This window comes from Streptomyces sp. NPDC048600 (assembly GCF_055587025.1).
The window spans coordinates 1-16632 of sequence record NZ_JBVJGZ010000057.1 but is presented as its reverse complement, the minus strand read 5'-3'; the positions used below and the strand labels follow the sequence as shown (position 1 = coordinate 16632).

Here is a 16632-nt window from a genome sequence, read left to right as displayed (position 1 = left end):
TCGCGCTGTACGAGCACAAGGTGTTCGTCCAGGGCGCGGTGTGGGACATCGACTCCTTCGACCAGTGGGGCGTCGAACTCGGCAAGGTCCTCGCCCAGCGCATCGAACCCGCCCTCACCGAAGGCACCGACGTCCCCGGACTCGACACCTCCACGGCAGCACTCGTCGCGGCCTACCGCGACCTCAAGGAAGTGAACTGATCATGCAGCTCGGTCTCATCGGTCTCGGCAAGATGGGCGGCAACATGCGCGAGCGCATCCGCCGCGCCGGCCACAGCGTCGTCGGATACGACCGCAACCCCGATCTCGCCGACGTCGGCACGCTCGCCGAGCTCGTCGACCGCCTCGAAGCCCCGCGCGTCGTCTGGGTGATGGTCCCGGCCGGCGCCGCCACCCAGTCCGTCGTCGACGAGCTGGGCAACCTCCTCTCCCCCGGCGACATCGTCGTCGACGGCGGCAACTCCCGCTGGACGGACGACGAGAAGCACGCCCGTGAACTGGGCGCCAAGGGCATCGGCTTCGTCGACGCCGGTGTCTCGGGCGGCGTCTGGGGCCTGGAGAACGGCTACGCGCTGATGGTCGGCGGCGACGCCGCGAACGTCGCCCGCGTCCAGCCGGTCTTCGACGCCCTGAAGCCCGAGGGCCCCTACGGCTACGTCCACGCGGGCCGGGTCGGCGCGGGCCACTTCGCCAAGATGGTCCACAACGGCATCGAGTACGCGATGATGCAGGCCTACGCCGAGGGATGGGAGCTGCTGGAGAAGGTCGACTCCGTGGAGAACGTCCGCGAGGTCTTCCGCTCCTGGCAGGAGGGCACCGTCATCCGCTCCTGGCTGCTGGACCTCGCGGTCGACGCCCTGGACGACGACGAGCACCTCGACAAGCTGCGCGGCTACGCGCAGGACTCCGGCGAGGGCCGCTGGACGGTCGAGGCGGCGATCGACAACGCCGTCCCGCTCCCGGCGATCACCGCCTCCCTCTTCGCGCGGTTCGCCTCCCGCCAGGAGGACTCCCCGCAGATGAAGATGATCGCGGCGCTGCGCAACCAGTTCGGCGGCCACGCCGTCGAGAAGAAGTAGGCGGCGCCGTGGGGGATCTGCTGCTGGTCCGCCACGGCGAGACGGAGTGGAGCGCCTCGGGGCGCCACACCAGTTTCACCGACCTGCCCCTCACCGAACGCGGTGAGGGGCAGGCGGCGTCCCTGGCTCCGCTCCTGTCCGGCCGGACCTACTCCCTCGTCCTCACCAGCCCACTCACCCGCGCGACGCACACCGCCGAACTGGCGGGACTGACCGAGGCCGTGATCGACCCCGACCTGCACGAGTGGGACTACGGCGGCTACGAGGGCATGACCACCGCCGCGATCCGCTTCGACCGCCCCGACTGGGAGCTGTGGCGCGACGGCGTGGCGCCGGGCCCCGACCACGAGGGGGAGAGCCCGGCCGAGGTCGGTGTCCGCGCCGACCGGGTCCTGACCCGGGCGGACACGGCCCTCGCCCGGCGGGACGGCGACGTGGTCCTGATCGCGCACGCCCACTTCCTGCGCGTTCTCACCGCCCGTCGGCTGGGGCTCCCTCCGGCCGGTGGACGCCTCTTCAGGCTGGACACGGGCACGGTCAGCCGGCTGTCCACCGAGCACGGCCGTCCCGTGATCGCGGAATGGAACACCCGTCCGTCAGGCCGCGGTTGACACCTGTTCCCCGGCCGGGTCAGAGTCGCCCACGATGGAGATCGACGACCTGACCCCGGCCGAGGCGCGGGTGTGGCGGGCCTATCCCCGGGGCGCGGCGGTGGACTTCCGCGACGGCCCGGACCCGGACCCCGCCGCCGGTGCCGGCTGGGGGCCCGAACGGACCGTGCGGGCCGCCGTGTTGCGGACGCTGCTGCTCAAAGACCCCCAGGAGGACGGGGAGATACCCGCGCTCCGCGTGCTCGGAGCCCGGATCACCGGTGTCCTCGACCTGGAGTACGCGGCGACCGAACGGCCCGTGCGGCTCAGCCACTGCCACTTCGAGCAGGAGCCCGTCTTCTACGGGGCCCGGCTGCGGCAGCTGAACCTGCGCGGCTCGGTGCTGCCCGGCCTGGACGCGGCCACGGTCCAGGTCGAGGGCGTCCTGCGGCTGTCGGGCTGCCGGTTCGGCGGATCGGTACGGCTCGGCGGGACACAGATCGCCGGGGCGCTGTTCCTGGAGGAAGCGACCATCGACGCGCCGGGACCCGCGCACGCCGCTCTCCAGCTCAACCATGTGGCCATCGGCGACGGCCTCTTCGCACCCGGCCTGGACGTGCACGGCCAGATCCGGCTGACCGGGGCCGCCGTCAACGGCACGGTCACCCTCAACCAGGCCCGGATCAGAAGCTCCGACGAGGTCGCGGTGGACGGCGAGACACTCACCGTCGAGGGCGACGTCCTGCTGCGGCACGCGGAGGTCGACGGCTGGATCGGGCTGCGCGGGGCGCGGATCGCCGGGCGGCTCGACCTGTCGTACAGCAGGCTGGCGCACCCCGGGCAGACGGTGCTGAGGGCGAGCAGCAGCACCATCGGCGAACTGTGGCTGCGCAAGAGCCCGCCGATGGACGGCACGCTCAATCTGCGCCGGGCACAGATCGACGTCCTGTTCCTGGAGCCGGACAGCGTGCCGGAGCGGGTCCTGACGGACGGGCTCGCCTACGCCTCCCTCACCCCGCAGGAGCCCGCCGAGCGGCGGCTGCCGATGGTGGAGCGCGACGGCGAGGGCTATGTCCCGCACGCCTACGAGCAGTTGACGGCCGCGTATCTGCGGATCGGCGACGAGCACGGGGCCCGGCTGGTCCAGCTCGCCAAGCAGCGCCGGCACCGCACCACGCTGCCCTGGTACGGCCGCGTGTGGGGCCTCGTCCAGGACGCCACGGTCGGCTACGGCTTCCGGCCGCTGCGGGCGGCGGGCTGGCTGCTGTCCCTGCTGGCCGTGGGCTCCCTGGTCTACGGCGTGCACCCGCCGGGCCCGCTGAAGCCCGGCGAGGCGCCCGGCTTCAACCCGGTCTTCTACACCCTCGACCTGCTGGTCCCGGTGATCTCCTTCGGCCAGGAGGGCGCCTACGCCCCCCAGGGCTGGTACCAGTGGCTGTCGTACGTGCTGGTGGTCACGGGCTGGATCCTCGCGACGACGGTGGTGGCGGGTGTGAGCCGGTCGGTCAGCCGCCAGTGAGAGCCCGTGCAGGTCGGGGTCAGGCGTGCGGGATGCCGTACACCCGCTCGACGTGGAGGCGCAGCACCAGGCGCCGGTCGCGGACCATCGCCGCGCGGTAGTCGTCCCAGTCGGGGTGTTCGCCCTGGAGGTCGCGGTAGAGGCGGACCAGCTCCTCGACCGTGTCGTCGTGCGGACCGGCGGCGACGGGGGTGAGTTCCGCGGTGCCCTCGGCGACCGTGTACGCCCAGTGGTCCGGGGTGGTGACGTGGTACGACGCGCGGGGGTCGCGCCGGAGGTTGCGGGTCTTGGCGCGGTCGTCGGTGACCGACACCCGCAGGATCCGCTCGTCGGGGTAGTAGGCGTGCAGGACGTTGGACAGCTGGGGGCGCCCGTCGCGTCTGAGGGTGACCAGCACCCCGCCCCGGCTCTCGGTGAGCAGCTTCAGCAGAGTGTCCTCGGTCATGACCGCTGCAACCCGCGTGACAGCGCCCGTATTCCCGTCCGGCCGTCGGCATCGCGATGAGTAGACACTGTCTACTCATCGCTGATAGACAGTCTCCATGCATGAGTCGGACTCGGGCCTGCGCGCCCGGCTGGTCGAGGTCGGGGTGGAGCTGGTGGCCCGCGAGGGCGCCCAGGCACTCACCCTGCGGGAGATCGCGCGCCGCGCGGGCGTCTCGCACGGGGCGCCGCGCCGCCACTTCCCCACCCATCTGGAACTGCTGTCGGCCATCGCCCGGCGCGGCTTCGCCGACCTGGCCGCGCACACCGCGCCCGCGCTCGCCGACGAGGAGGCGGGCCCGCGCGGGCAGATCGCGGCGGTCGCCCGCGGCTATGTGGAGTTCGCCCTCGCCAACCCCGGCATGTACGAGCTGATGTTCCGTCACGACCTGCTGGAGAGCGGTCATCTCGGGCTCCGGGACACGAGCCTGCCGCTGTTCGCCGCGCTCGTGGAGCGGGTCGCCGCCGTCCGGCCCGACGCCGACGCCCGCGCCGTCGCGGGCGCGCTGTGGGCGAACCTGCACGGCATCGCCCAGCTGTGGGCCTGGGGCAGCCTCCAACTGGCCACCGGCTCCCACGACTTCACGCCCCTGCTGGACGCGACGCTCGACGCCCATCTGGGGAACAACCGATGAGGGCCCGGCTCACCCTGGCGAGCAGCGTCGCCGGCGCGGTGATCGTCGCCCTGGACGGCACGGTCCTCACGGTGGCCCAGCCGACGCTGCAACGGGACCTCGGGGCGACGTACGCGCAGGCGCAGTGGACCAGCACCGGGTATCTCATCGCGGTGGCGGGGCTGCTGGTGTTCGGCGGCCGGCTGGGCGACCGGTACGGGCACCGGCTGCTGTTCGGGCTCGGCATGCTCGGCTTCGGGGCGGCCTCGGCCGCGCTCGCGCTCGCGCCCGGCATCGGCTGGGTGATCGCGCTGCGGATCGTCCAGGGTGTCTTCGGCGCGCTGCTGCAGCCGGCCACGCTCGGCATGCTGCGCGCCGCGTATCCGCCGGAGCGGCTGCGCGGCCCGCTCGCCGTGCGCACCGCCGCGATCGGCCTCGCGGCCGCGGCGGGCCCGGTGCTGGGCGGCGCGCTGGTCACCGAGTGGGGCTGGCGGGCGGTGTTCCTCGTCAACGTCGTCCCGGCCGCGGTCTTCGGCGCGCTCTCCCTTACCGGCGCGGGCAGGGCGGACACCGTACGGGCGGACGCGGGGCGAGAGCGGCCCGACGGTCTCGACCTGCCGGGCGCCCTGCTGCTGGCGGTCACCCTCGGATGTCTGGTGCACGTGCTGGTCGGGCTGCCGGAGTCCGGGTGGACCACGGCGAGCGGGGCGGGCCTGGCCGTGGCGGTCGCGGCCGGGCTGGGCCTCGTACGGCACGAACGCCGTACGGCCGATCCGCTCGTGCCGTCGGAACTGGTCGGCGCGCCCGCGATCGGGGCGGCGCTGGCCGTGCTGGTGGCTGCGTCCGCCGCACTGCACGGGGCGTTGTTCGCCTGTATCTATCTGCTCCAGGACACGCTCGGCCTGGACCCCTTCGAGAGTGCCCTACGGAGTCTGCCGCTCGCGCTGCTGATGGTGGCGGCCGCGGTGCTGAGCCCCGTACTGCTGCGGCGGGCGGGTGCCCGGCGGACGACCGCGGGGGCGATGGCCCTGCTCTGCGCCGGTGTCCTGCTGCTCGGCGCGGCCTCCGGGACCCTCGCGCTGTGCACCGGGTTCGCGCTGGTCGGCGCCGGGTTCGGGGCCGTGATGGTGGCGGCCACCCAGGTCGTCGTACGGCAGGCTCCGGCGGCCTCGGCCGGTGTGGCGGGCGGGCTGCAGCAGACCGCGCTGAACGTGGGTCCGGTGCTGGGGGTCGCCGTCGCGGCCACGCTCGCCGGGGCCGGCGGGCTTCGTCTGCCGCTGCCGGTCCTGGCAGGCGTCGCGGCGGCGGGCGCGGGGGTGGCGCTGCTGCTGCCGGGCGCGGCACGGGCCGAGGGCGGGCCCGTCGCGCCCGACGGCTCCCGGCTCCGGCCGCAGGCGTCCGCGTCCGGCGGGCGCGGGTCACGCGAGTGACGAGACACAGTTCACGCGGTCCCCGGGCGATCATGAGGTCTGAGGCCGTCCCGGCGGGGTATGCCCGTTCGCACCGTGGAACGGACCGGAGGAGCACCATGGCACAGCTGCGGCAGGACGCCGACCCCGCGGAGGCGGGGCTGGACCCGACGGCGCTGGAGCGCATGGACCGGCACTTCGCCCGCGAGGTCGACGAGGGGCGGCTGCCCGGATTCCTGGTGTCACTGGCGCGCGGCGGGCGCGTCGCGCACCTCACGACGTACGGCCTGCGGGACCGGGCGGCCGGGCTGCCGGTCGCGACGGACACGCTGTGGCGGCTCTACTCCATGACCAAGCCGGTGACCTCGGTGGCCGTGCTGCTGCTCGTCGAGGAGGGCCGGCTCTCGCTGGACGACCCGGTCGCCCGGTATCTGCCCGCCTTCGCCGACCCGAAGGTGTACGTCGACGGGTCGGGTCCGGACCTGCGCACCAGACCGGCGGCCGGGCCGATCCTGGTGCGGCATCTGCTGACCCACACCGCCGGGCTGACCTTCGGCTTCTACCACTGCCATCCGGTGGACGCCCTGTACCGGGAGGCCGGCCTCGAGTCGACCTCGCGGCCCGGCGCGGGCCTGGCGGAGACGGTCGACCTGTACGCGAGCCTGCCCCTGCAGTTCGATCCGGGCACGCAGTGGAACTACTCGGTGGCCAGCAATGTGCTGGGGCGCCTGGTCGAGGTGGTGTCGGGGCGGCCGCTGGACGTGTTCTTCGCCGAGCGGGTCTTCCGGCCGCTCGGGATGACCGATGCGGGCTTCCACGTCTCCGACGAACAGGCGCCGCGCCTCGCCGAGTTGTACGGCGAGCGGGAGGACGGCCGGATAGCGCCGGTGCCGGGGCTGCCGCTGCGCGACGGACGGCCCCGGTTCCTGTCCGGCAGCGGCGGCATGGTGGCGAGCGCCCACGACGTGCACCGCTTCATGGAGCTGCTGCGGCGCCGGGGCGAGGTGGACGGCACCCGGCTGCTGGCGCCCGGCACGGTGGACCTGATGACCGCCAACCAGCTGCCGGGCGGGGCCGATCTGCGCACCTTCGGCAGCAGGCCCGCGCACGACGTGGCCGCCAAGGCGGGCCTCGGCTTCGGACTCGGGGTGTCCGTGGTAACCGACCCCGGGCGCACCGCGGCCCCGGCCGGGCCGGGCACCTACGGGTGGAGCGGCGTGGCCACCACGACGTTCTTCGTCGACCCCGGGCGTGATCTGACCGTGCAGTTCATGACCCAGGTGCGGCCGCGCGGCTCCCACGCCGTCTACCCGGACCTCAAGCGGTTCGTGCACGAGGCCGTCACCGGGTCATGACCAGTGCGCCACCGCGTCCAGGTGCGGCAGACGGTGGTCCATCCGCTCCCGCTTGGTGCGCAGATAGGTGATGTTGCTCTCGCACGGCTCGATCAGCAGCGGCACCTCCTCGGCGACCTGGATGCCGTGCCGGACCAGCGCCTCGCGCTTGGCCGGGTTGTTGGACATCAGCCGCACCGAGCGGACGCCGAGGTCGCGCAGGATCTCCGCGGCGACACCGTAGTCACGGGCGTCCACGGGGTAGCCGAGGGCGACGTTCGCCTCCACGGTGTCCAGGCCCTCCGCCTGGAGCGCCATCGCCCGCAGCTTGCCGAGCAGGCCGATGCCCCGGCCCTCGTGCCCGCGGAGGTAGACGACGACACCGCTGCCCGCGGCCACCACGGCCCGCAGCGCGGAGTCGAGCTGGTCGCCGCACTCGCAGTGCTGGGAGCCGAAGGCGTCGCCGGTGAGGCACTCCGAGTGCAGCCGGGTCAGCACGTCCTCGGCAGCGAGGTCGCCGTACACGAGGGCGACCTGTTCGTCACCGCGGTCGTGGTCGAGGTAGCCGACCGCGGTGAATGGCCCGTACACCGTGGGGAGCGGGGCATTCACGACGCGTTCCACTCCGGTGCGCGGAGCGGACTTCTTGGCGAGCACGCCGATCTTTTCTGTCATGATCTGTTCCTCAGCAAAGACGAAAGGCCGTGAAAAAGATGAGTGGTTCGGACATACGGTCGGCGGCGTACGGTCTGCTGCCGGCGGACACCACGGAGGACGTAAAGGCACGGAACTCGCGGATCGCGGTGCTGCCCGTGGGGAGTTTCGAGCAGCACGGCCCGTATCTCCCGTTGGCCACCGACACGCTCGTCGCCTGCGCGATCGCCGGGGAGATCGCCGCCGCGCACCCCGTGCACCTCCTTCCTGCGGTGACACTCGCCTGCTCGCACGAGCACGCGGCCTGGCCGGGCACCGTCAGCATCTCCTCCGTGACCCTTCACGCGGTGGTACGGGACATCGCCGAGTCGCTGCGCCGGTCGGGCGTCGACACGCTGGTGCTGGTCAACGGGCACGGCGGCAACTACGTCCTGGGCAACGTGGTCCAGGAGTCCTCCGCGCGCGGAGAGCGGATGGCACTGTTCCCGGCCCCGGAGGACTGGGAGACGGCCCGGGAACGGGCCGGGGTGCTCACCTCGCTGCTCACCGACATGCACGCGGGGGAAATAGAGACCTCCATCCTTCTGCACGCGTATCCGGAAATGGTGCGGCCCGGTTACGAGTCCGCCGATTTCGTCGCCGACGACCGGCGGCACCTCCTCACCGTGGGAATGGCCGCCTATACCGATTCGGGCGTCATAGGCCGTCCTTCCCTCGGAACCGCGGAAAAGGGAAAGGCGCTGCTGGCGAGTCTCGCGGATTCCTTCGGCGCGTACTTCTCGCTGCTGAAGGGCGAAGAGGCGGACTCCGCCGGGTAGTTGGGGACGCGCCGCCCGGCGTACCAGCGCAGGGCGATGACCGCGGCGCCGGGCAGGCTCGCCGCGAGGCTCAGCACGCCGTACACCACGGCCACGGCGAGCCCCTCGTGCGCGCCGAGCCCGGCGGCGCCGAACGCCCAGGCGGTGACGCCCTCGCGCGGGCCCCAGCCGCCGACGTTCAGCGGCAGGCTCATGGCGAGCAGCGCGAGCACGGCCAGCGGCAGCAGGGCGAGCGCGGAGGCGCCCACGCCCACGACCCGCGCGGCCAGCAGGAACGTGGCGACGTACCCGGCGAGGACGACGACCGAGGAGACGAGGACCCCGGGGCCGTTGCGCCGGGAGAGCAGGGCCTCGCGCGCCTCCGCGAGGAACCCGCGGCGGTCGGTGGCACGGGGCCGGCTCATCCGCAGGGCGGCGACGATCGCGAAGGCGCCCGCCGCGGCGATCGCGGCGAGCACGGCGAACTGCCGGGTCTCGTCCTGCACGGGCGAGGGCAGCGTCGCGAGGACGACACCGCCCGCCACGGCGAGGACCACCTGGCCGGCCGTCCGCTCCAGCACCACGGCCCGCACCCCCCGGCGCACGTCCCCCGCGCTCTGCCCGTGCCGCACCGCCCGGTGCACATCGCCGAGGACACCACCGGGCAGGGCCGCGTTCAGGAACAGCGCCCGGTAGTAGTCGCCGACGGCCGGCTTCAGCGGCAGTCCGATCCGCAGCCCGCGCGCGACGAGCTGCCAGCGCCAGGCGCTGCACACGGTGGTGACCACGCCGATCCCGAGCGCCGCGAGGACGGCGGGCGCATCGATCCTGCCGAGCCCGTCCAGGAACACCCCCGTCCCGAGCCGCCAGACGACGACGCCCAGGACGAGGAGACCCGCCAGGGTGCCGAGGTGCGGGCGCAGCCGGGCCAGGACCGGGCGCCGCCGGGGCGGCCCCGGCTCGCCCGGCCGGGCGGCCTGGCCGGCGGCGGGGCCCGTCGACGGCTCGGCGGTCCCGGTGGGCGGAGCCGGGCCCGTCCCGGTCGGCGCGCTCATGACCGGGCGTCCGTCGGGCGGGGCAGGGCGAGCAGGTCGGCGTGGTGGACGGTGACCTGGAGTTCGCCCCTGGCGCAGGCGGCCAGACGGGCGGCCAGGTACTTCGCGGCACGCTCACGCAGTTCGGGGCGCTGCTCCACGGCCGCGCCGACCCAGCCGCGCAGCCACTGTGCGGTGAGCGTGGCGTCCGTCGGGCCGAGCCGCCAGGGGCTCGGGCGGACCTGGACGGTCACCCCGCGGTCGCCGAAGGCCTCGCAGGCCGTGGTCACGGCGTCCGGGCCGAGCAGGCCGTCGCGGCGCTGGTGGGCGTTGAACGCCTCGGCGAGTTCGGCGTCCAGTGGGTCGGCGGGGGCGAGTTCGACCCGGCCGACCACGGAGAGCGTCAGCAGGGCCGGGCAGCCGGCACCCGCGCACGCGGCGGCGAGGGCGTCGATCTCCTCCCGGGTGAGGACGTCCAGCAGCGCGGAGGCCGTGACGAGGGAGGCGCCCGCGAGGGCGTCGGGGGTGAGCCGGGCGACGTCACCGCGCCGGGTCTCGACCGTGACCGGGCTGCCGTCGGCGGCGCTCTTGGGTGAGGTCACGGCCGCGAAGTGCAGCAGATAGGGGTCGCGGTCGTGCAGCACCCAGTGCTGGGGGCCGTCGAGCCGGGGCGCCAGCCAGCGGCCCATCGAACCGGTGCCGCAGCCCAGGTCGTGCACCACCAGGCCGTCCTTCGCGCGGCCGGGCAGGTTGGCCAGCCGTATCCGCAGCGGGTCCAGCAGTTCCGGTGACCGCCCGGCCGCGTCGGCGCCCTCGCGCAGTTCCAGCCACTCGGGCGCGTAGCGGGCGGGTTCCTCGGGTCCGTTCTGCCGCAGCCGCACGGTCGCGCGCTCACCGGCGACGGGGCCGGCGCCCGCGATGACGTCCGGCGTGCCGGCGGTCCGCGGGTCTTGGCCGGCCCCGGTGCCGTCCCCCTGCGGGGTCTCCGGGGACACGCCACCGGCGTCCTCGCGTACCGCAGTCGTCCTGCTCATGCCGCCCTCCTCGGTTCGCTCGGCAGCCGGTGCAGCACTCCGGCCAGGGTGCGGGCCGTGGTGGCCCAGCCGTCGAGGGCGGCCCGGCGGCCCCGTGCGGCGGACTTCAGCCGGCGGCGGACGTCCGGTTCGCCGAACCAGCCGCGCAGTTCGGCGGCGAGCGCGGCCGGGTCCTCCGGCGGTACGAGGATGCCGGGCACACCGCCGTCGGGAGCGCGGCCGACGGCCTCCGGGACTCCGCCGACGTCCGTGGCGAGCACCGGGACACCGCGCGCCAGGGACTCCGTCACCGCCATTCCGTATGTCTCGGCGTACGAGGTGAGGACCATGAGGTCGGCGGCGGCGTAGGCGGCGTCCAGTGCGGCGCCCGCGCGGGGACCGGCCAGGTGGATGCGGTCCGTCAGGCCGTGGCGGTCGATGCGGTCGCGCAGCCGGCCGACGTACGCCGGGTCCTGGGTCAGCGCTCCCACCAGGGTGCAGCTCCACGGCAGGTCGTGGGCGGCGGCCAGGGCCTCCACCAGGCGGTGCTGGCCCTTGCGCGGGGTGACGGCGGCGACGCACAGCAGATGGGAGACGCCGTCGGTGCCGGGGGCGAGGGGCGCGATGTCGGCGCCGGGTGTCGCCGCGTGCACCCGGTTCGGGGCCAGGCCGTGGTGGGCGACGAGGCGGCGGACCGCCCATTCGCTGGTGGCGACGACCGCGCCGGCCGCGCGCAGCACGGCCCGTTCCCGGACGTCGAGTTCGGCGGCCACCTCGGGGGCCAGGCCGGTCTCGTCGCCGAGCGGGAGATGCACCAGCACGGCGAGCCGCAGCCGTTCGGCCTCCGGCACGACGATCTGGGGGACGCCGCAGGCGACCAGTCCGTCCATCAGGACGACGGCGTCGTCCGGGAGCCGGCGCAGCACGCGGGCGAGTTCGGCGCGGGCGGCGGAGTCGGGGCACGGCCAGGAGCCGGGGACGAGGTGCTGGTGCACCTGCCAGCCGAAGCCGGGCAGGTCCAGGCTGATGCGCCGGTCGTAGGCGTTGCCCCCGCTCGGCCGGTCCGGGTCGGCGACTCCGCCGGGGACGACGAAGTGCAGGGTGCGCAGGGTCATGGGCGCCAGCTCCCCGCCGTACGGCGTGAGTTCCCCGGCGTGCGTACCGGCCGGGCGGGCCACCGTCGTGTCGGTCACAAGGCACGCTCGTAACTGGCCCACGCGACATGCGACTCGTGCAGCGTGACCGTGATGCCGGAGAGGCCTCTGGCGCCCTCGCCCAGGCGGCCCTCGTGGACGCGCGCGGCGAGCCGGTCGGCGATGACCTGGCAGAGGAACTCGGTGGAGGTGTTGACGTTCTTGAAGTCCGGCTCGTCGTCGAGGTTGCGGTAGTTGAGCTCGGCGGCGATCGTGCCGAGCTCGCGGGTGGCGAGGCCGATGTCGACGACGATGTTGTCCTCGTCCAGCCGCTCGCGCCGGAATGTGGCGTCCACCAGGAACGTCGCTCCGTGCAGGGCCTGCGCGGGGCCGAAGACCTCGCCCCGGAAGCTGTGGGCGATCATGATGTGATCGCGGACGGTGATGCTGAACAACGGACGACCCTCCAGTGCGGTGCGTCTGGTCCCCCGTGACTCCCTGCCGGGGGATGCCGCATAGTACGGCTGCCGGCTTCCCGTTGTTCAGCCGTGTCTCACTCTTTTCTCAGGTCAGGCGCCGGGATACGCGACTCGGTGGCACAGGGCCGGGATCTCGCCCGAGGCGATCTTCGGGAGAACGTCCGGGAGTTCGTCGAAAGCACTCTCGCCGGTGATCAGGGCGTCGAGGGCGGGGTCGGCGAGCAGTTCCAGGGCGAGGGCGAGCCGTTCGGCGTACGTCCGGTTCGCGCGGGCCGGGGAGACGGTGCCGACCTGGCTGGCGCGCAGGGTCAGGCGCCGGGAGTGGAAGGCCTCGCCGAGCGGCAGGGCGACCCGGCGGTCGCCGTACCAGCTCAGTTCGACGAGCGTGCCCTCGGCGGCGAGGAGTTCCAGGCCGCGGGCGAGGCCCTGCTCGGTGGCGCTGGCGTGGACGACGAGGTCGCAGTCGCCGAGCGCGTCCTCGGGCGCGGCGAAGGCGACACCGAGGGCCTCGGCGGTCCGGGCGCGGTCCTGGTCGGTGTCGACGAGCTGGACACGGACGCCGGGGAAGCGGGCGAGGAGGGCGGCGACCGAGGACCCGATCATGCCGCCGCCGATCACGGCGATCCGGTCGCCGACCATCGGGGCCGCGTCCCACAGGGCGTTCACTGCCGTCTCCACCGTGCCCGCGAGGACGGCCCGTTCGGCGGGCACGGACTCGGGCACGGGCGTGACGGCCGAGGCGGGGACGACGTACCGCGTCTGGTGCGGATACAGGCAGAACACGGTCCGGCCGAGCAGCCCGGCGGGCCCCCGCTCCACCACACCGACGTTCAGATAGCCGTACTTCACCGGCCCGGGGAAGTCGCCCTCCTGGAACGGCGCCCGCATCGCGGCGTACTGGCTGCGCGGCACCCCGCCACGGAACACCAGGGTCTCGGTGCCCCGGCTGATCCCCGAGTACAGGCTGCGCACCAGCACTTCGCCCTCGGCGGGCTCGGGCACGGACACCTCGCGGATCTCGCCCTCGCCGGGAGAGGCCAGCCAGAAGGCGCGTGCGGGACTCTTCATTCACATCCTCCAGATAGGCCTGAACGCACGGGAAGCTGTTCACGTACGGAGATGTGCACAGGCCGCGCACAGTACGCGGCGTTGATCGACTCTGTCACACGGCCGGAGGATGTGCGGTGGCCCTGAACGACACTTACGACGCGAGGCCGGTCCAGCAGGAGACCGCCGTCGGAGCGGGTGCGCAGCTTCTGCTGCTGGCCCTGCTCGGGACGGCGGTCGGCCTGGGCCCGGCGGGCTGGCTCACCGGGCTGGCCTTCGCGTTCGCCACCTGGGCGGTGCTCTCCCGCGCCCTGCACCGCGCGCGGCCGCGCTCCTTCGGCCCGGCCAACCGGGTCACCCTCGGCCGGGCCGTCCTGGTCGGCGCGGTGACGGCGCTGGTGGCCGACTCCTTCCGGAGCCCGACGCCCATCAGCCTGTTCGTGGGCCTGACGGCGGTGGCCCTGATCCTCGACGGCGTGGACGGCAAGGTCGCCCGCCGCACCGGGACTTCGACCCCGCTGGGCGCCCGCTTCGACATGGAGGTCGACGCGTTCCTCATCCTGGTGCTGAGCGTGTACGTCGCCGCCGCCCTCGGCCCCTGGGTCCTGCTGATCGGCGGCATGCGCTACGCCTTCGTCGCCGCCGCCCGCGTCTGGCCCTGGCTGAACGCGCCCCTGCCCCCGTCGACGGCCCGCAAGACGGTGGCCGCCTTCCAGGGCGTCCTCCTCCTGGTCGCCGCCTCGGACCTGCTGCCCCTCCCGGCCACCACGGCGGTCGTCGTGTTCGCCCTGGGGACGCTGGTGTGGTCGTTCGGGCGGGATGTGCTGTGGCTGTGGCGGCGGTCGCGGGTCCACGCCGTGCGGGTGGCGCCGCGGGAGGAGAAAGTGCTCCAGACGCTCGCCGGGTGAGAGCGGCGGACCGGAAAGGGGCCGGGCGCGGTGCGCCCGGCCCCTCCCGTGTCGCCCGGTCAGCCCTTCTGTTCGACCCTCACCCAGTCCACCTCCGCCTGGACCCCGCCGGAGGCGATGCGGTCGACGCTGGACTGGGGCAGGCCCCAGTACGGGGTCGTCACCTTGTTCCAGCCGGCCGGATACGCGCCGCCGAGGGCGAGGTTGAGGATGACGTACTGGTTGTGGTCGTAGACCCACTGGCCGCGGGTCGATTCCAGCTTGTTGCGGGTGGTCTCCTGGACCAGGGCGTCGTCGACGTAGAATTTCATGCCCGTCGGGGTCCATTCGACGGAGTAGGTGTGCCACTGGTCGACGCGGCCGCCGTTCGGAAAGACCTGGCGGGCACCGATGTTGCCGTCGGCGGAGTAGCCGGGGCCGTGCAGGGCGGTGCTGGTCCAGTCGGCGTAGCCGATGGCCTCCATGATGTCGGTCTCGCCCGAGGCGGGCCAGGACACCGACGGGTTGTCGACATTACTGCCCAGCATCCAGAAGGCAGGCCAGAAGCCGTCGCCCGCCGGGAGCTTCATCCTGGCGCTGACCTTGCCGTAGGTGAAGTCGAACTTGGTGTTGGTGTCGATGCGGCCGGAGGTGAAGTCGTAGGTGCCGCCGCCCGCCTGGGTGCAGTCGTTGCAGTACTTGGCGCGCAAGATCAGGTTGCCGTTCTCGGTGCGGATGTTGTCGGTGGAGTCGACGTACGCCTGGGACTCGCCGTTGACCGAGCCCATCTCGGTGCCGGTGCGCACCACACGCCACTTGGAGCGGTCGAGGGAGCCGCCGGTGAAGTCGTCGAAGAACGTCGTCCGGTACGCGCCCGGCTGCTCGCCCGGGAGCGCCGGGTAGGCGGCGCCCGCGCTGCCGCCGGTGCCCCAGACCTGGAACTCGTAGAGGGAGTAGCCGAACTGGGCCGTGTAGGGGGCCGGGTTGTAGAAGTTGCGGCGCTCCTTGCCGAGCATGCGGACGTAGCGGCCGGTGGCCGGGGTGGGCAGGGTGACGGCGTCGTGCAGGCCCACCGCCTCCCCGGGCGACTTGACGTCGGCGCGGCGGGCGGCCACCTCACCGGCCGAAGGCTGGTACACCGTGCGCCAGTTGGTGTTGTCGTCGGAGACCTGGATCTGGTAGTCGACGGCGAAGGCCGCCTCCCAGTACAGGTCCACCTTGGAGATCGTGGACCGGGCGCCCAGGTCCACCGAGACCCAGCGGTCGGCGTTCCAGTCGCTGGACCAGCGGGTGGCGTCGTCCTTGAGGTTCGCGGGCCAGCCGCCGTCGGTGATGAACGCCGGCGAATTGCCCGCGTGCTGGTAGAAGTTGGTGAACGCGGGGTGGTTCAGGGCCAGGTTGGTGACGCCGGTGGACGCCGGGGCCGGTTCGCCGCCGTAGATCCGGAACGAGAACAGCGAGTAGCCCCAGGGCGTGGCCCGTTCGACGCCGCGCATCCGGACGTAGCGGCCGGTCACCTCCTGCGGGTAGGTGTGCGCGGTGACCGTTCCGCCTGTGCCGGCGGTCTCGGTGAAGAACGGGGTCCAGTCGGAACCGTTCCTGGACACCTCGAGGACGTACCTCTTGCCGTAGGCGGCCTCCCAGTCGAGGACCACCCGGTCGACGCGGACGGTGCTGCCGAGGTCGACGCGGATCCAGGCGTCGTCGGCGAAGTTGCTGGACCAGCGGCTGGCGGCGTTGCCGTCGAAGGCGTTGCCGGCGACGGTGCCGCCGTTCTCGCTGCCGGACGCGGTGACGGCGTTGGCGTTCGCGGCGTAGGCGGCGTTCGCGCGGTCGGTGTCCCAGGTGACCGCGGCCGCGGCGGGGGGTGCGGTGAGGATGCTGCCCGAGGTGAGCAGGGCGGCTGTCGCCAGCGCGGCCATGAGGGTGCGGCGGGTGCGGGATGGCATGCGACTCTCCCTAGAGTCATGGTGGGGGTGCATTTCTGGTGTGTACCTGACATGCATGGATCAGCCGCAGAGGGGGCGGCCGTCCCATGAGGACCGCGCGACGGCCGCCGGGGCCGGGGACCCGGAGGGACCCCGGGACACGGACGGCGTGCGCGGGCTTGTGGGGCCGTGGGGGGCACGGCCTGTGCGGATCGTGGAGGTCACGGGCTGTGCGGGCCGCGGGGGTCGCGGCCTTCGGGGCGCCAGGGTTGCGCGGCCTCGTCGGACCGCGGTGGGCGCGCTCCCCTACCCGCGCCCACCGCGGAGTCTGTGACCGGCCGCCCGCGGGCGGCCAGGGGTCAGGCCGGCCGCCCGGGGACGGCCGGGGTTCACGTCGGCGGCACCGCCGCGGCGGACCCGACGGCCCCGTGGAACCGCCCGGTGCGGCGGTCGGAACCGCGCGCCGCACCGGGCGAGCTGGCGTGCACCGGGTGCTCGACCGTGCGGCGACCGTGGGGGGTGGCGGCCGTCATGCCGGTCAGCTGTTCGGCATCTGCTGCTGGGCCTTGTCGAGTGCGGCCTTGACGGTGGCGTCGGTGGTCTTCTTGCCGGCGGCGGCGTCGGCGAAGAGTT

The 16632-nt window shown here is 73.6% G+C and carries 15 protein-coding genes and 2 pseudogenes; 9 read left to right on the top strand and 8 right to left on the bottom strand.

Going from position 1 to position 16632, the window contains the following annotated elements:
- The 4 genes and pseudogenes from ACZ6SQ_RS37855 to ACZ6SQ_RS37840 form a co-directional block, all read left to right on the top strand.
- Nucleotides 1-200, top strand: a pseudogene (locus tag ACZ6SQ_RS37855) (glucose-6-phosphate isomerase); the annotation flags it as partial.
- Between the two features lie 2 nt (nucleotides 201-202).
- The gene (gene gnd / locus ACZ6SQ_RS37850; RefSeq protein WP_386387478.1) at nucleotides 203-1078 is read left to right on the top strand and encodes a phosphogluconate dehydrogenase (NAD(+)-dependent, decarboxylating); all 876 of its coding nucleotides are present in this window, start codon (nucleotides 203-205) and stop codon (nucleotides 1076-1078) included.
- An 8-nt stretch (nucleotides 1079-1086) separates the two neighbouring features.
- Nucleotides 1087-1689 (top strand): histidine phosphatase family protein, encoded by a 603-nt coding sequence (locus ACZ6SQ_RS37845; RefSeq protein ID WP_469570518.1) that lies wholly within the window; start codon nucleotides 1087-1089, stop codon nucleotides 1687-1689.
- A gap of 34 nt (nucleotides 1690-1723) precedes the next feature.
- Entirely contained in the window at nucleotides 1724-3187 is a 1464-nt protein-coding gene (locus ACZ6SQ_RS37840; RefSeq protein ID WP_469570515.1) for a membrane-associated oxidoreductase, read from the top strand.
- 19 nt (nucleotides 3188-3206) lie between these two features.
- Here ACZ6SQ_RS37840 and ACZ6SQ_RS37835 read toward each other — a convergent pair whose 3' ends face one another.
- Nucleotides 3207-3632 (bottom strand): PPOX class F420-dependent oxidoreductase, encoded by a 426-nt coding sequence (locus tag ACZ6SQ_RS37835; protein WP_469570512.1) that lies wholly within the window; start codon nucleotides 3630-3632, stop codon nucleotides 3207-3209.
- A 97-nt stretch (nucleotides 3633-3729) separates the two neighbouring features.
- Here ACZ6SQ_RS37835 and ACZ6SQ_RS37830 point away from each other — a divergent pair, with 97 nt between their 5' ends.
- From ACZ6SQ_RS37830 to ACZ6SQ_RS37820, 3 genes are all read left to right on the top strand, one after another.
- Nucleotides 3730-4305 (top strand): TetR/AcrR family transcriptional regulator, encoded by a 576-nt coding sequence (locus ACZ6SQ_RS37830; RefSeq protein WP_469570509.1) that lies wholly within the window; start codon nucleotides 3730-3732, stop codon nucleotides 4303-4305.
- Entirely contained in the window at nucleotides 4302-5714 is a 1413-nt protein-coding gene (locus tag ACZ6SQ_RS37825; protein ID WP_469570506.1) for an MFS transporter, read from the top strand. The genes ACZ6SQ_RS37830 and ACZ6SQ_RS37825 overlap by 4 nt, the downstream gene beginning before the upstream one ends.
- 98 nt (nucleotides 5715-5812) lie before the next feature.
- Nucleotides 5813-7048 (top strand): serine hydrolase domain-containing protein, encoded by a 1236-nt coding sequence (locus tag ACZ6SQ_RS37820; protein WP_469570503.1) that lies wholly within the window; start codon nucleotides 5813-5815, stop codon nucleotides 7046-7048.
- Here the strand turns inward: ACZ6SQ_RS37820 and ribA are convergent.
- Nucleotides 7043-7702, bottom strand: a complete 660-nt coding sequence (ribA, locus tag ACZ6SQ_RS37815; protein ID WP_469570501.1) for a GTP cyclohydrolase II — start codon at nucleotides 7700-7702, stop codon at nucleotides 7043-7045. The genes ACZ6SQ_RS37820 and ribA overlap by 6 nt on opposite strands.
- Nucleotides 7703-7740: 38 nt before the next feature.
- Between ribA and ACZ6SQ_RS37810 the strand changes: the two genes are divergently transcribed.
- Nucleotides 7741-8499: a creatininase family protein gene (locus tag ACZ6SQ_RS37810; protein ID WP_389338212.1), complete on the top strand. Its 759-nt coding sequence runs from the start codon at nucleotides 7741-7743 to the stop codon at nucleotides 8497-8499.
- 119 nt (nucleotides 8500-8618) lie between these two features.
- Here ACZ6SQ_RS37810 and ACZ6SQ_RS37805 read toward each other — a convergent pair.
- The 5 genes and pseudogenes from ACZ6SQ_RS37805 to ACZ6SQ_RS37785 all read right to left on the bottom strand — a co-directional run.
- Nucleotides 8619-9533 (bottom strand): annotated as a pseudogene (locus ACZ6SQ_RS37805) (lysylphosphatidylglycerol synthase transmembrane domain-containing protein); the annotation flags it as partial.
- Nucleotides 9530-10546: a class I SAM-dependent methyltransferase gene (locus ACZ6SQ_RS37800; RefSeq protein ID WP_469570497.1), complete on the bottom strand. Its 1017-nt coding sequence runs from the start codon at nucleotides 10544-10546 to the stop codon at nucleotides 9530-9532. The pseudogene ACZ6SQ_RS37805 and the gene ACZ6SQ_RS37800, both read right to left, overlap by 4 nt.
- Nucleotides 10543-11703, bottom strand: coding sequence for a glycosyltransferase family 4 protein (locus ACZ6SQ_RS37795; protein ID WP_469570520.1), 1161 nt, complete (start codon nucleotides 11701-11703; stop codon nucleotides 10543-10545). The genes ACZ6SQ_RS37800 and ACZ6SQ_RS37795 overlap by 4 nt, the downstream gene beginning before the upstream one ends.
- A gap of 11 nt (nucleotides 11704-11714) precedes the next feature.
- Nucleotides 11715-12113, bottom strand: coding sequence for a 6-pyruvoyl trahydropterin synthase family protein (locus ACZ6SQ_RS37790; protein WP_469570495.1), 399 nt, complete (start codon nucleotides 12111-12113; stop codon nucleotides 11715-11717).
- A 114-nt stretch (nucleotides 12114-12227) separates the two neighbouring features.
- The gene (locus ACZ6SQ_RS37785; RefSeq protein ID WP_469570493.1) at nucleotides 12228-13205 is read right to left on the bottom strand and encodes a zinc-dependent alcohol dehydrogenase; all 978 of its coding nucleotides are present in this window, start codon (nucleotides 13203-13205) and stop codon (nucleotides 12228-12230) included.
- 116 nt (nucleotides 13206-13321) lie between these two features.
- On the opposite strand from ACZ6SQ_RS37785, the gene ACZ6SQ_RS37780 reads away from it, so the two are divergent.
- Nucleotides 13322-14092: a CDP-alcohol phosphatidyltransferase family protein gene (locus tag ACZ6SQ_RS37780; protein WP_469570489.1), complete on the top strand. Its 771-nt coding sequence runs from the start codon at nucleotides 13322-13324 to the stop codon at nucleotides 14090-14092.
- Between the two features lie 59 nt (nucleotides 14093-14151).
- Here the strand turns inward: ACZ6SQ_RS37780 and ACZ6SQ_RS37775 are convergent, their stop codons facing one another.
- Complete coding sequence (locus tag ACZ6SQ_RS37775; protein WP_469570488.1) at nucleotides 14152-16020, bottom strand: discoidin domain-containing protein; 1869 nt, start codon at nucleotides 16018-16020, stop codon at nucleotides 14152-14154.
- Between the last annotated feature and the right edge of the window lie 612 nt (nucleotides 16021-16632).

What these genes read in the sequence shown, in the direction of transcription:
- ACZ6SQ_RS37830 (WP_469570509.1), top strand. Translation starts at nt 3,730, where the DNA reads ATGCATGAGTCGGACTCGGGCCTGCGCGCCCGGCTGGTCGAGGTCGGG.
- gnd (WP_386387478.1), top strand. Translation starts at nt 203, where the DNA reads ATGCAGCTCGGTCTCATCGGTCTCGGCAAGATGGGCGGCAACATGCGC.
- ACZ6SQ_RS37800 (WP_469570497.1), bottom strand. Translation starts at nt 10,546, where the DNA reads ATGAGCAGGACGACTGCGGTACGCGAGGACGCCGGTGGCGTGTCCCCG.
- ACZ6SQ_RS37820 (WP_469570503.1), top strand. Translation starts at nt 5,813, where the DNA reads ATGGCACAGCTGCGGCAGGACGCCGACCCCGCGGAGGCGGGGCTGGAC.
- ACZ6SQ_RS37835 (WP_469570512.1), bottom strand. Translation starts at nt 3,632, where the DNA reads ATGACCGAGGACACTCTGCTGAAGCTGCTCACCGAGAGCCGGGGCGGG.
- ACZ6SQ_RS37810 (WP_389338212.1), top strand. Translation starts at nt 7,741, where the DNA reads ATGAGTGGTTCGGACATACGGTCGGCGGCGTACGGTCTGCTGCCGGCG.
- ACZ6SQ_RS37840 (WP_469570515.1), top strand. Translation starts at nt 1,724, where the DNA reads ATGGAGATCGACGACCTGACCCCGGCCGAGGCGCGGGTGTGGCGGGCC.
- ribA (WP_469570501.1), bottom strand. Translation starts at nt 7,702, where the DNA reads ATGACAGAAAAGATCGGCGTGCTCGCCAAGAAGTCCGCTCCGCGCACC.
- ACZ6SQ_RS37785 (WP_469570493.1), bottom strand. Translation starts at nt 13,205, where the DNA reads ATGAAGAGTCCCGCACGCGCCTTCTGGCTGGCCTCTCCCGGCGAGGGC.
- ACZ6SQ_RS37825 (WP_469570506.1), top strand. Translation starts at nt 4,302, where the DNA reads ATGAGGGCCCGGCTCACCCTGGCGAGCAGCGTCGCCGGCGCGGTGATC.
- ACZ6SQ_RS37775 (WP_469570488.1), bottom strand. Translation starts at nt 16,020, where the DNA reads ATGCCATCCCGCACCCGCCGCACCCTCATGGCCGCGCTGGCGACAGCC.